The organism is Streptomyces sp. NPDC031670 (genome assembly GCF_055580545.1).
Map to the genome: position 1 here is coordinate 13,696 of NZ_JBVILC010000012.1, position 12,069 is coordinate 25,764.

General features: G+C 74.0%; 12 protein-coding genes. 4 read left to right on the forward strand and 8 right to left on the reverse strand.

What is annotated here, in order from left to right:
• Positions 1-13: 13 nt before the first annotated feature.
• Together argJ and argC are read right to left on the reverse strand one after the other, a co-directional pair.
• On the reverse strand, positions 14-1,171 hold the full coding sequence (gene argJ, locus ACZ5ID_RS22230; RefSeq protein WP_468900619.1) for a bifunctional glutamate N-acetyltransferase/amino-acid acetyltransferase ArgJ: 1,158 nt from the start codon (positions 1,169-1,171) through the stop codon (positions 14-16).
• Entirely contained in the window at positions 1,168-2,199 is a 1,032-nt protein-coding gene (argC, locus tag ACZ5ID_RS22235) for an N-acetyl-gamma-glutamyl-phosphate reductase (protein WP_468901086.1), read from the reverse strand. The genes argJ and argC overlap by 4 nt, the downstream gene beginning before the upstream one ends.
• Before the next feature lie 150 nt (positions 2,200-2,349).
• Here argC and ACZ5ID_RS22240 point away from each other — a divergent pair, with 150 nt between their 5' ends.
• The gene (locus ACZ5ID_RS22240; protein ID WP_468900622.1) at positions 2,350-2,907 is read left to right on the forward strand and encodes a sugar O-acetyltransferase; all 558 of its coding nucleotides are present in this window, start codon (positions 2,350-2,352) and stop codon (positions 2,905-2,907) included.
• A 49-nt stretch (positions 2,908-2,956) separates the two neighbouring features.
• Here the strand turns inward: ACZ5ID_RS22240 and ACZ5ID_RS22245 are convergent, their stop codons facing one another.
• Positions 2,957-3,532: a histidine phosphatase family protein gene (locus ACZ5ID_RS22245; protein WP_468900625.1), complete on the reverse strand. Its 576-nt coding sequence runs from the start codon at positions 3,530-3,532 to the stop codon at positions 2,957-2,959.
• 32 nt (positions 3,533-3,564) lie between these two features.
• A complete protein-coding gene (locus tag ACZ5ID_RS22250) occupies positions 3,565-5,010 on the reverse strand; it encodes an aminotransferase-like domain-containing protein (RefSeq protein WP_468900627.1) in 1,446 nt (481 codons plus the stop codon).
• Here ACZ5ID_RS22250 and ACZ5ID_RS22255 point away from each other — a divergent pair.
• Positions 5,009-5,959 carry a DMT family transporter gene (locus tag ACZ5ID_RS22255; protein WP_468900630.1) on the forward strand — a complete coding sequence of 317 codons (951 nt, stop codon included), beginning with the start codon at positions 5,009-5,011 and terminating at the stop codon, positions 5,957-5,959. The genes ACZ5ID_RS22250 and ACZ5ID_RS22255 overlap by 2 nt on opposite strands.
• Before the next feature lie 19 nt (positions 5,960-5,978).
• On the opposite strand, the gene ACZ5ID_RS22260 is transcribed toward ACZ5ID_RS22255, so the two are convergent.
• Positions 5,979-7,259, reverse strand: a complete 1,281-nt coding sequence (locus tag ACZ5ID_RS22260) for a glycoside hydrolase family 10-like protein (RefSeq protein ID WP_468900632.1) — start codon at positions 7,257-7,259, stop codon at positions 5,979-5,981.
• Between the two features lie 164 nt (positions 7,260-7,423).
• Between ACZ5ID_RS22260 and ACZ5ID_RS22265 the strand changes: the two genes are divergently transcribed.
• Entirely contained in the window at positions 7,424-8,296 is an 873-nt protein-coding gene (locus ACZ5ID_RS22265) for a 3-hydroxybutyryl-CoA dehydrogenase (RefSeq protein WP_365110854.1), read from the forward strand.
• Positions 8,297-8,501: 205 nt separating this feature from the next.
• Positions 8,502-8,759, forward strand: coding sequence for a hypothetical protein (locus ACZ5ID_RS22270; protein ID WP_406553210.1), 258 nt, complete (start codon positions 8,502-8,504; stop codon positions 8,757-8,759).
• Positions 8,760-8,779: 20 nt separating this feature from the next.
• On the opposite strand, the gene ACZ5ID_RS22275 is transcribed toward ACZ5ID_RS22270, so the two are convergent.
• The 3 genes from ACZ5ID_RS22275 to ACZ5ID_RS22285 all read right to left on the reverse strand — a co-directional run bounded on the left by ACZ5ID_RS22275 (position 8,780) and on the right by ACZ5ID_RS22285 (position 12,032).
• Positions 8,780-9,316, reverse strand: a complete 537-nt coding sequence (locus tag ACZ5ID_RS22275; protein ID WP_406553209.1) for an NUDIX domain-containing protein — start codon at positions 9,314-9,316, stop codon at positions 8,780-8,782.
• A 51-nt stretch (positions 9,317-9,367) separates the two neighbouring features.
• Entirely contained in the window at positions 9,368-10,708 is a 1,341-nt protein-coding gene (locus ACZ5ID_RS22280; RefSeq protein WP_468900637.1) for a transcriptional regulator, read from the reverse strand.
• Between the two features lie 256 nt (positions 10,709-10,964).
• Positions 10,965-12,032 (reverse strand): PP2C family protein-serine/threonine phosphatase, encoded by a 1,068-nt coding sequence (locus ACZ5ID_RS22285; protein WP_468900638.1) that lies wholly within the window; start codon positions 12,030-12,032, stop codon positions 10,965-10,967.
• Positions 12,033-12,069 lie beyond the last annotated feature (37 nt).

Sequence of the window (12,069 nt, forward strand, 5' to 3'; positions counted from 1 at the left end):
GACGGGCGGGCGCTCATGAGCTGTACGCGCTGTTCTCGTGGACGTAGTCGGCGGTGAGGTCGTTGGCCCAGATGACGACGGGCCCGGCGGAGCCGGCGGCGAGGTCGGCGGTGATGCGGACCTCCCGGTAGCGCATGTCGACGAGGTCGCGGTCCTCGCCCACCGAGCCGTTCTTGCAGACCCAGACGCCGTTGATGGCGACGTTGAGGCGGTCCGGCTCGAAGGCGGCCTTCGTGGTGCCGATGGCGGAGAGCACCCGGCCCCAGTTGGGGTCCTCGCCGTGGATGGCGCACTTGAGGAGGTTGTTGCGGGCGATGGAGCGGCCGACCTCGACGGCGTCGTCCTCGCTGGCCGCGTTCACGACCTCGATGCGGATGTCCTTGCTGGCGCCCTCGGCGTCCCCGATGAGCTGGCGGGCGAGGTCGTCGCAGACGGTCGTGACGGCCTCGGCGAACTCCGCGTACTCCGGGGCGGTTCCGGAGGCGCCGGAGGCCAGCAGCAGCACGGTGTCGTTGGTGGACATGCAGCCGTCGGAGTCGACCCGGTCGAAGGTGGTACGGGTGGCGTCGCGCAGCGCGCGGTCCAGGACCGGGGCCTCCAGGTCGGCGTCGGTGGTGAGGACGACGAGCATGGTGGCCAGGCCAGGGGCGAGCATGCCGGCGCCCTTGGCCATGCCGCCCACCGTCCAGCCGTCCTTGGTCACGACGGACGTCTTGTGGACGGTGTCGGTGGTCTTGATGGCGATGGCGGCCTTCTCGCCGCCGTGCGCGGAGAGTTCGGCCGCGGCCTTCTCGATGCCCGGCAGGAGCCTGTCCATGGGCAGGGTCACACCGATGAGCCCGGTGGAGGCGACGGCGACCTCGCCCGCGCTGTGCCCGTCGAGGACCTCGGCGACCTTCTCGGCGGTCGCGTGGGTGTCCTGGAAGCCCTTCGGGCCCGTACAGGCGTTGGCGCCACCGGAGTTGAGGACCACGGCGGTGACCGCGCCGCCCTTGAGGACCTGCTCGGACCACAGGACGGGGGCGGCCTTGACGCGGTTGGAGGTGAAGACGCCCGCGGCGGCTCGGCGCGGCCCCTGGTTGACCACGAGGGCCAGGTCGGGGTTGCCGTTCTCCTTGATCCCGGCGGCGATGCCCGCCGCCGTGAACCCCTTGGCTGCCGTCACGCTCACGGCGCAACTCCTGTCATCGTCAGGCCCGTGGTCTCATCCAGCCCCAGGGCGATGTTCATGCTCTGCACCGCGGCGCCCGCGGTGCCCTTGGTCAGGTTGTCGATGGCGGTGACCACCACGATCCGGTGGGCGCCCCCGTCGTACGCCACCTGGATCTGCGCGGCGTTGGAGCCGTACACGGACGCGGTGGCGGGCCACTGCCCCTCGGGGAGCAGATGGACGAACGGCTCGTCGGCGAAGGCCTTCTGGTACGCCGTCCGTACCGCCTCCCCGGTGACCCCCGGCTTCGCCTTCGCGGAGCAGGTGGCGAGGATGCCGCGCGGCATGGGGGCGAGGGTCGGTGTGAAGGAGACGGTGACGCGCTCACCGGCCGCGGCGCTGAGGTTCTGGACCATCTCGGGGGTGTGGCGGTGTCCGCCGCCCACGCCGTACGGCGACATCGACCCCATGACCTCGCTGCCGAGCAGGTGCGGCTTGGCCGCCTTGCCCGCGCCGGAGGTGCCGGAGGCCGCGACGATCACGGCCTCGGGCTCGGCGAGGCCGCTCCCGTACGCGGGGAAGAGCGCCAGCGACACCGCGGTCGGATAGCAACCCGGGACCGCGATACGCCGGGCCCCCTCCAACGCGGCGCGGCCACCGGGGAGTTCGGGCAGCCCGTACGGCCAGGTCCCGGCGTGCGGCGAGCCGTAGAACGTCTCCCAGTCGGCGGCGTCCTTCAGCCGGAAGTCCGCGCCCATGTCCACGACCAGCACGTCCGCGCCGAGCTGTGCGGCGACGGCGGCGGACTGACCGTGTGGCAGGGCGAGGAAGACCACGTCGTGATCGCGCGCCAGCACGTCGACAGTGGTGGGCTCCAGGACGCGCCCGGCCAGCGGAAGCAGATGCGGCTGGAGCGCGCCGAGCCGCTGCCCGGCGTTGCTGTTCCCGGTCAGGGCGCCGATCTCGACGTCCGGGTGCGCGAGGAGCAGCCGCAGCAGTTCCCCGCCCGCGTACCCGCTCGCCCCGGCCACTGCCGCTCGTACCGCCATCGAAGCCTCCTCGTCGATGGCATGACTATACGCAGTCATGCAGTTTTATGCAAAGGTCGATGTGCCTGCCTCCGCGCGGCCGGCGCTCTTCCGGACACGGCGTCCCACGGGTAAGGGTGATCCCGGCCGCACGAGACGAGGAGGGCTCCCGTGGGTGAGAACAAACGGCGCATGCTGGCCGGTGAGTGGTATCTGCCCGACGACCCCGAGCTGGCCGCCGACACCGAGCGCCGGATCGCGCGGTGCGCCGCCTACGACGCGGCGGGCGGCTCCCCGCCCGCCGAACGGCACAGGCTGCTCGCGGAGTTGCTGGGCGAGGTCGGCGAGGACGTACGCGTACGGCCGCCGTTCTCCTGCGACTTCGGCTACAACATCACCATCGGCGCCGGTACGTTCGTGAACTTCGGCGCCGTCTTCCTGGACACCGGCCGGATCACCGTGGGCCGGGACGTCCAGATCGGGCCGAACGTCCAGCTCCTCACCCCCACGCACGAGCTGGACGCCGAGCGGCGCCGGCAGGGGTGGGAGAAGGCCGAGCCGGTGACGATCGGGGACAACGTGTGGCTCGGCGGCGGGGTGATCGTCTGCCCGGGCGTGAGCATCGGGGCGGACACGGTGGTGGGCGCGGGGTCGGTGGTCACCCGGGACCTGCCCGGCGGGGTGCTCGCGGTGGGCAACCCCGCCAGGGTGGCGCGGCGGCTCGGCTGAGGGGGCCAGGCTCCGGGGCGGGGCGGCGCACCCGGGCCCGCCCCCGCGGCTACCCCGCCAGGCTCAGCAGGCTCAGGTGCCAGCGGTGGGCCCCGCCGGTCAGGGTCACCGTGGACAGCGGGCGCACGTCGACGTTCCAGTACGCCGACGGGGGCGCGTTCAGGGTGTACACCAGCGCCGCCCGGACGACCGCGGGTTCGGCCACCGCGACCATCGCGCCGTCCTCCGCGGGCCGGGTGTCCAGCCAGCCCCCTATCCGGGCGATGAACCCGAGCAGCGGCTCGCCGCCGTGCGGGGCCGCGCGGGGGTCCGCGAGCCAGGCGTCGACGGCCTCGGGCTCGCGGGCCGCGACCTCGGCCAGGGTGGAGCCGCGCCAGCGGCCCATGTCGCAGTCGCGCAGCGCGGGCTGCACCATCGGCGCGTACCCCAGGGCCTCGCCGGTGGCCCGGCTGCGCGCGGTCGGCGAGCAGTAGCGCAGCTCGGCCACGCCCAGCGGCACCAGGGAGGGCGCGGCGAGCGCGACCTCGCGCCGGGCCGCCGGGTCGAGCGGGCGGTCGTCGGCGAAGCGTTCGACCGGCAGCGCCGAGCAGCGCGCCGCCGCGACCAGCGTGAGCCGGACAGTCATGGCCGTGATCGTGCGACCGGACGCGCGGTCGGTCAAGGGGTCGCGGCGCCGACCTCGTCGTAGGCGGTACGCAGCCGCCGTACCCCCTCCTCGATCTCGGCCCGGCCCGCCACGCCCGCGAAGCACAGCCGGAGGTGGGCCGCGGGGGGCTCGGCGCTGAAGTACGGGCGGCCGGGGGCGACCGCGACCCCGGCGCGCAGGGCCGCGGCGGCGAGCGCGGCCTCGGGGGTGCCGTCCGGCAGGCGCAGCCACAGGTGGTAGCCGCCGGAGGGCAGATGGGGCACGGCCGGCCCGGGCAGATGGCGGGCCAGCGCGGTCGCCATGGCCTGGCGGCGCTCTCCCAGCTCCTGGGAGACGGCCCGCAGATGGCGGGGCCAGGCAGGGGAGCCGACCAGCTCAAGGGCCGTTTCCTGGAGCGGGCGCGGGACGAAGAAGCTGTCCACGACCTGGATCGCGCGCAGCCGCTCCAGGACCGGGCCCCGGGCCGCGAGCGCGCCCACGCGCAGACTGGGAGAGGCCACCTTGGTGAGCGAGCGGACGTGCACGACGACGCCGTCGGGGTCGTCGGCGGCTAGCGGCGCGGGCAGCGGGCCCGCGTCCGCGTGGACGAGCAGCCGGGCGAAGTCGTCCTCGATCACGAACGCCCCGGACTCCCGTGCCACCCGCAGCACTTCGGCCCGCCGGGCCGGGGCGAGCACCGCGCCCGTGGGGTTCTGGAAGAGCGGCTGGCTCACCAGGACCCGCGCCCCGGTGGCCCGGAAGGCGGCGGCGAGCAGGTCGGGCCGCACCCCGTCGGTGTCGACCGGGACCGGTACCGGCCGCAGCCCCGAGGCACGGGCCACCGCGAGCATGCCGGGATAGGTCGGCGACTCCACCAGGACCGGCGCCCCCGGTGCCGCGAGCGCCCGCAGCGCCGTGGTGAGCGCGGACTGCCCCCCGGCGCAGATCAGCACCTCGGCGGCGGTGACCGTGCCGCCGATCTCGCGGGCGAACCACTCGCGCAGTTCGGTCAGCCCGTCGGTGGGCGGCCGGCCCCAGGCGCCGGGGCGGCGGCCGGCCCGGGCGAGGGCGGCGGCCATCGCGCGCTCCGGCTGGAGGGCGGGGGCGAGGTAGCCGCCGTTGAACTCGATCACCCCGGGCGGCGGCGCGGCGAGGGTGGCCAGGACCCCGGAGGCGTCGACCGCGCGCGGTACCGCGTCGGTGGCGCCGTCGGCGCTGAGCGAGACCTCCTGCCAGGAGGTGTCGCCGGCGCGGGTCGCGGACGTACGGGGCTCGGCGCGGAAGACCCCGGCGCCGGGCCGGGTGACGACCAGGCCCTCGGCGGCGAGCCTGGCCAGGGCCCGCGAGACGGTCACCGGCGAGACCCGGTACCGCTCGACGAGGGCCCGGCTCGACGGCAGCTTTCCACCTACGGAGTAGCGGTCGAGCTCATCTTTGAGGATGGTCGCCAGGTCGGCCACACTGCTACGCTCTTGCATGACAGCACAGGATAGCGCTACTGCCTCCACGACGATAGCGGTCGACAGCCGCCCGGCCCGCATCCCCGTGGCGGCCCCGGCGGCGGCCACCGACCCCCGGCAGGGCGCGCTCCTGGCCGGACTCGGTGTCGTCGCCTTCTCCCTGACCTTCCCGGCCACCGCCTGGGGCCTGGAGAGCTTCGGACCCTGGTCGCTCGTCGCCGTCCGCAGTCTGCTCGCCGGAGTGATCGCCGGGGTCTTCCTGCTGGTGGGCCGGGTTCCGCTGCCCGAGCGCCGGCACTGGGCGGGCCTCGCGGTGGTCGCGGCCGGGACCGTGGTCGGCTTCCCGCTGCTGACCACCATGGCCCTGCGGACCTCCACCACCTCGCACGCGGCGGTCGTGGTGGGCCTGTTGCCGCTGACCACGGCCGCGCTCTCGGCGCTGCGGACCGGGCGCCGGCCCTCCCCCGCCTTCTGGGCCGCGGCGCTGGCCGGAGCCGGGGTGGTGGTCGCCTTCACCGTGCAGCAGAGCGGCGGCGCCCTCTCCACGGGCGACCTCTACCTCTTCGCCGCCCTGCTGGTCTGCGCCGCCGGGTACACCGAGGGCGGACGCCTCGCCCGGGTGATACCGGGCTGGCAGGTGATCGGCTGGGCGCTGATCCTCACCCTGCCGCTGGCCGCCGTCGGCTCGGCCGCGGCCCTCGCCGCCGAACCGGTCCACCTGGGCGCGCACGGCGTCCTGGGGGTGCTGTGGGTGGCGGCCGGCTCGCAGTTCTTCGGGCTGTACGTCTGGTACCGGGGCATGGCCGCCATCGGGGTGCCCCGGGCCAGTCAGCTCCAGCTGGCGCAGCCGCTGCTCACACTGGTCTGGGCGGTCCTGCTGCTCGGCGAACACCTCTCCCCCGCCGCCCCGCTGGCCGCGGCGGGTGTGCTGGTGTGCATCGCCGTCACCCAGCGCGCGGCGGCCTGAAACCATCCGCGCGGGGCGGTCACGGCCGCACCCGGCCGGGATAGTGGTCCGCGACCACACGGGCCATCGCGCCGATCCGGTCCTCGGCGACGTCCTTGGCGGAGAAGAAGCAGTGGCCCCGCACGGAGGCGTAGCGCCGGGCGAACGTGAGGTGGCGGGACAGCTCGGCCGGGTCCTGCCAGGCGGGGGGCTGCGCGGGGTTGCCCGCCTTGTACAGGGCCTCACCGACGATCAGCTGGGTGCCGCTGCCCCGGGCGACCGCGTCCCACCAGGGCACCAGCTCGGCGTAGTCGGCGGCCTGGAAGCCGATGTTCCAGTACACCTGCGGGCAGATGTAGTCGATCCAGTGCTCGCGCACCCACTTGCGGGTGTCGGCGTGCAGGTCGTCGTAGGTCTGCACGCCGGCCCTGGTGGGCGAGCCGAGCGGGTCGGTCGCCGCGTTGCGCCAGACCGCGAAGGGGCTGATCCCGAACTTCACCCGGCCCCGGATCCGCTTGATCCGGTCCGCGGTCTCCCGGACGAGGCGGTCGATGTTGTCGCGGCGCCAGGCCGCCCGGTCGGGGAAGTCCGCGCCGTACCGGTCGTAGGCGTCGTCGTCGGCGAAGGTCTGACCGGCGACCGGGTACGGATAGAAGTAGTCGTCCCAGTGCACCGCGTCCACGTCGTAGCGCGCGACCGCGTCCAGCATCGCGTCCTGCACGAAGTGGCGGACCTCCGGGATCCCGGGGTTGTAGTAGAGCTTTCCGCCGTACGCCACGACCCACTCGGGGTGCACGCGCGCGGGATGGGTCGGCACCAGTCTGGACGGGTCGGTGTGGTTGGCCACCCGGTACGGGTTGAACCAGGCGTGCAGCTCCAGGCCGCGCCGGTGGGCCTCGCGGACGGCCGTGCCCAGCGGGTCCCAGCCGGGGTCCTGGCCCTGGACCCCGCTGAGGTACTGGCTCCACGGCTCGTACGGCGAGGGCCACAGGGCGTCGGCGGTGGGGCGGACCTGGAGCGCCACCACGTTCAGCCGCAGGGCGGCGGCCCGGTCGAGGTGGGCGATGAGCTCGGCCTCCTGCCGGTCCGGGGGCAGACCCGGTTGCGAGGGCCAGTCGAGGTTGGACACCGTCGCCAGCCACACCCCCCGGAACTCCAGGGGCCGCGGGGCGTGCCAGGGGCGGCCGGCAGAGGGGGCCGCGAGGGCTCCGGGCACGTCCTGCGCGGCGGCCACATCCGCTGTGACCAGGCCGTTCACCGCGCCAGTCGAGCCGGCGGCGAGCGTCGCCGCCAGCAGTCCCCGCCGAGTGATCCGTCCCACTTGGTGCCCCCCTCGTCGCCGAGAATGTCCGGTGTTGCGCACAGCATGCCCGCCCCACCCCCTGATCCCACGCAGGCGCGGAGTAACGTCGTGGGGCCGGGTCGGGCGCCGGACTCATACGGGGGACCCGCCGGGACTTTTCTGTCAGAAGCGAAAGGCACGATGTGACGGACCCTACGGCAGATATTGCACGCGTCGGAGTGGTGGGCTGCGGCCAGATGGGAGCCGGCATCGCGGAGGTCTGCGCCCGTAGCGGCCTGGACGTGAAGGTCGCCGAGACCACCGGCGAAGCCCTGGAGATCGGCCGTACCCGGCTGCACAACTCCCTCTCGAAGGCCGCCGAGCGCGGCAAGATCACCGAGGAGGAGCGCGACGCGACGCTCGCCCGGCTGAGCTTCACCACCGACCTCGGCGAGTTCGCCGACCGCGATCTGGTCATCGAGGCCGTGGTCGAGAACGAGCAGGTCAAGACCGAGATCTTCCAGGTCCTCGACCAGGTGGTCACCCGCCCGGACGCGATCTTGGCCTCCAACACCTCCTCCATCCCGCTGGTGAAGCTCGCGGTCGCCACCTCGCGGCCCGACCAGGTCATCGGCATCCACTTCTTCAACCCGGCGCCGGTGCAGAAGCTCGTCGAGCTGATCCCGGCGCTCACCACCTCGGAGGGCACCCTCAGCCGGGCCCAGGCCATGGTGGAGAAGGTCCTCGGCAAGCACGCGATCCGCGCCCAGGACCGCTCGGGCTTCGTGGTCAACGCGCTGCTCATCCCGTATCTGCTCTCCGCGATCCGGATGTTCGAGTCGGGCATCGCCAGCCGCGAGGACATCGACAACGGCATGGAGCTGGGCTGCGCCCACCCGATGGGTCCGCTCAAGCTGTCCGATCTCATCGGTCTGGACACGGTCGCCTCGGTGGCCGACTCGATGTACGACGAGTTCAAGGAGCCGCTGTACGCGGCGCCGCCGCTGCTGCAGCGCATGGTCGACGCGGGGCGTCTGGGCCGCAAGACCGGCTCCGGTTTCTACACGTACGCCTGACCCCGCGAGACGCCTGACCACCGCGCGACGGCCGACGCCGGGCCCGGCCCCTTCGGACGAGGGCCGGGCCCGCCGCGTTCACACCGGGTGTGCGGCGCGAGCCCGCATATGCTCTTCGCACACTCTCCCGCCCCGCGAGCAGGGCGAGTTGACTCCTTGGCGAAAAGTCAATGGCATTCCGCCGTACTGACGAAGGAGCCTCGCCGTGCCGAGCGACCCCGGCCTCCCGATGGCCGTCGACGAACTGTTCGAGTTACGCCGTTCCCTGGAAGTGGGCCTGGCCCGCATCGACGGGCAGCTGACACTGCTCACCCACCGCGACGACCAGAGCGAACGCGAACTGGCCGAACTGGGCGTGCGGGTGGCGACCCTGGAACACACGAGGTGGCCGCTGCCCGCGCTCACGGCGCTCACCGCCCTCGGCGCGCTGACCGTCGCCGTCTGGCAGGCGCTGGGGCGGTGAACACCGGCGGACGGCGGCGGTCAGCCGTCGCCGAGCCGCAGATGGTGCAGGAGCAGGAGTCCGGCCGCCATGTTGGCGGCCGGCACCTCCCCGCGGGCGATCATGTCGGGTACCAGTTTGAGCGGTACCCACTCGCGCCGCGACGACTCGAAGTCGTCCTCGGGGTGGCCGATGTACTCGGCCGACTCCGACCAGTAGAGGTGGTGGCGGGCGTCGATGAGCCCGTTGGCGGGCTCGACGGTGAGGAGATGGCGCAGCGGGCCCGGCCGCCACCCGGTCTCCTCCTCCATCTCGCGGGCCGCCGCGGCCTCGATGTCCTCGCCGTCCTCGACGACCCCCGCGGCCAGCTCCCAGCCCCAGCTGTCGGTGATGAAGCGGTGCCGCCAGAGCAGCAGCACCTCGTTGGCCCCGTTGACCGCGGTCGCCACGGCGACCGGGCGGAGCCGGATCAGGAAGTGGTCGAGGTGTCGGCCGTCCGGGAGCGCGACATCGGCGAGATTGACGCGGAACCAGCGGTTCTCATAGACAGTTTGCTCACTCAGGTTCGTCCACTGCACGTTTTTGCCACCTTCCGACAAGAGGATGGCAATATCGCAGCAGGCACGCGCTCACAGGGGAACGCGCAGTGCCCCGTCGATCAGCTCGGCGGCTTCGTCGGCGCCGGCGCAACCGCTCTCGACCAGGTGCTCGCGTACGACGCGCAACCGGTCGCGAAGGCGCTGCGACTCCATCCCCCGGGCCCGCTCGGCCATCTCGACCGCCGTCGCGACGGCCCGGTCCGCGTCGCCCTGGCGCAGCTCGATCTGGGCGAGCATCGCCAGGCGGTGCACCCGGCCCCGGTCGTGCGAGGGGGCGTGCGCCGCCAGTCCCGCCTGCTCGCGCGCGGCCGACAGATCGCCGAGCCGCAGCAGGGCCTCCGCCACCTGGACGTTGACCAGGCCCGGCTGGACATAGCCGGTCTCGGCGGGTTCCTTCTTCGGCCGGATGCGCTCGGCCGCCCGCTCCGCGCCACGGATCGCGCCGAGCGCGCTCGGCCCGTCACCGAGGTGCGCGTACGCCTTGGCCTGCATCGCGTGCAGATCCGCGGCCAGCGCCGGGGTGAGCTGATGGCCCGCCGCCCGCAGCGCCGCCTCCGCGAAGGCCACCGCCTGGCGGTAGTCGCGCATGAAGAGCGACTGGTTGACCAGCAGCGCGATCACATACGCGCCGAGCCCCCGGTCCCCGCTCGCCTTCGCCAGCCGCAGCGCCTGGTGGAAGTAACGCTGCGCCAGGCCCTGGGCGTTGGAGTCGTACGCGCAGATCCCGGCGACCGCGACCAGACCGCCGGTCGCCCGGTGCAGCTTCCGGCCGGTCGCGTCGGTGTAGCAGCCGCGCAGCAGCGGGGCGGTCTCGGAGTTGAGGAAGCCCACGATGCGCGAACGGGTGGCGATGCCCCCGGCCTTGCGGTACATCAGCTCGTAGTGCTCGCGGGCGGCCCGCAGCATCTCGATGTCGCTCTCGCCCACCGCGGTCTGCCCGTGCCGGGACACATCGGTGTCCTCCGGCGGGTTCTCCCACTCCCACACCGGCATCACGGCCGGGGTGCCGGTGACCGCGGGCGCGCCCAGGATGTGCGGGCGCTGCTGCTCGTCGGAGCGCCACAGGGCGGTGGCGCGCTCCACGAACCCCGCCAGCGGTGAGCCCACCGGCGCGGCCGGCTCGCCCGGCACGCCCAGCCCGATGTCGTCGAGGGTGACCGGCCGGTGCAGCCGGGCCGAGAGCACCTCGCAGATCAGGTCGGGCACCTGTCCGCGCGGGCGCTGGCCCTTCAGCCACCGGGCCACCGCGGTGTGTTCGTACCTCAGCGCCAGCCCCCGGGCACGGCCCGCCTGGTTCACATGGGCCGCGAGCCCGGCGTTCGAGATGCCTGCCTCGTCGACCAGCGCGTCGAGCAGGGTATTGGGCTGCATCAGGCCCTCCGTTGGCTCGGTGGACCCAGCGTAGAGGAGGCGCGTTCACACGGGGTGTGATGGGAGTGCTCGCATTCGTGCGCCGCGCACTCTGCCGCCGCCGGACGGCTCCGGATTGACTGAACTGCCTCTCCACAGAGGCGTGCCGGGCCGCCGGCTCCCCCTCGTACAGTGCGGCGGCCCGCTCCCGGCGCCGCCGGTCCTGCCGAACTGCCCGTCACTCCGCGGCAGGGCCGACGGCGCACGCCCGCCCGGTTCAGCGCCGGGCCCGCGCGGTGGGGAGGGCGGCGGGCTGCGCGGGCACGCGCACCCGGTCGTTGCGCAGCACCATCAGCGCCACGTCGTCGGCGAGCCGGCCGCCGGTGTGGCGCAGCAGCTCCCGCTGTACGCGGTGGATCACCGCGGCGGGGGACAGCGGGGTGTCCAGGGCCGCCCGGGCGAGTACTTCCTGCAGCCGGAAGAACCGCCCGGCGCGGTCCCGGGCGTCCTCGGCGCCGTCCGTGTGCAGACAGAGCGCCTCCCCCGGCAGCAGCCGGGTGCAGCGGTGCAGCGGCAGGTCGGCGGGGAGGGGGAAGGAGCCGAGCGGCGGCAGCGGGTCGCCGGGCAGCAGGGCCTCGGCGCCGCCGCACAGCCGGTAGGGCCAGGGATGGCCGCAGTTGAGGGCGACCACCAGGCCGTCGGCGCGGATCTCCAGGAGCAGTACGGTCACGAACTCCTCGGCGAGCGGGCTCTCGGGCGCACCCGTGCGGCACGAGGGGTGCTCGGTGCGGGCCCGCTCGCGCAGATGCCGCTGCAGTGCCCGCTCCAGGCGCCGCAGCACGCCCGCCAGCTCCGGTTCGTCGTGGGCGGCCTCGCGGAAGCTGCCGAGCACGGCCGCGACCGCGCCGAGCGAGCCCAGGCCGTGGCCGCGCACATCCCCCATGACGACCCGCACCCCGTACCGCGTGGCCATCACCTCGTACAGATCGCCGCCGACCACCGCGCCCCGGCCCGCGCAGAGCTGCCCGGCGGCCACCATGAGCCCGTCCACACGGGGCGGCGGCGGGCGCAGCAGCACCCGCTGGGCGGCGTCCGCGACCTCCTGGACGAGCCGCAGCTCCCGCGCCGCGGCCAGCCGGACGCCGTGCACCAGGCAGACCACCGCTGTCAGGAAGGCGACGCAGGTGGCGATCCGCAGGCCCAGGGAGTCGTCGGTGCCCAGGGGGCAGGTCAGCTGCCAGACGACGACCAGGACCAGCCAGAGGACGGGCAGCGACAGCGCGAGACCCCGCCCCGTACCGAGGGCGCGCGCGCAGGCCGCCGTCCAACTCCCGGTACGGACCATGCCGTCGGCCCCCCTAGGCCTCTGCGCCGCTCGCCCC

Bases quoted from the DNA above. Each gene is read 5' to 3' on its own strand.
- argC (WP_468901086.1), bottom strand. From the start codon at position 2,199: ATGGCGGTACGAGCGGCAGTGGCCGGGGCGAGCGGGTACGCGGGCGGG.
- ACZ5ID_RS22245 (WP_468900625.1), bottom strand. From the start codon at position 3,532: ATGACTGTCCGGCTCACGCTGGTCGCGGCGGCGCGCTGCTCGGCGCTG.
- ACZ5ID_RS22255 (WP_468900630.1), top strand. From the start codon at position 5,009: ATGACAGCACAGGATAGCGCTACTGCCTCCACGACGATAGCGGTCGAC.
- ACZ5ID_RS22250 (WP_468900627.1), bottom strand. From the start codon at position 5,010: ATGCAAGAGCGTAGCAGTGTGGCCGACCTGGCGACCATCCTCAAAGAT.
- ACZ5ID_RS22280 (WP_468900637.1), bottom strand. From the start codon at position 10,708: ATGCAGCCCAATACCCTGCTCGACGCGCTGGTCGACGAGGCAGGCATC.
- ACZ5ID_RS22285 (WP_468900638.1), bottom strand. From the start codon at position 12,032: ATGGTCCGTACCGGGAGTTGGACGGCGGCCTGCGCGCGCGCCCTCGGT.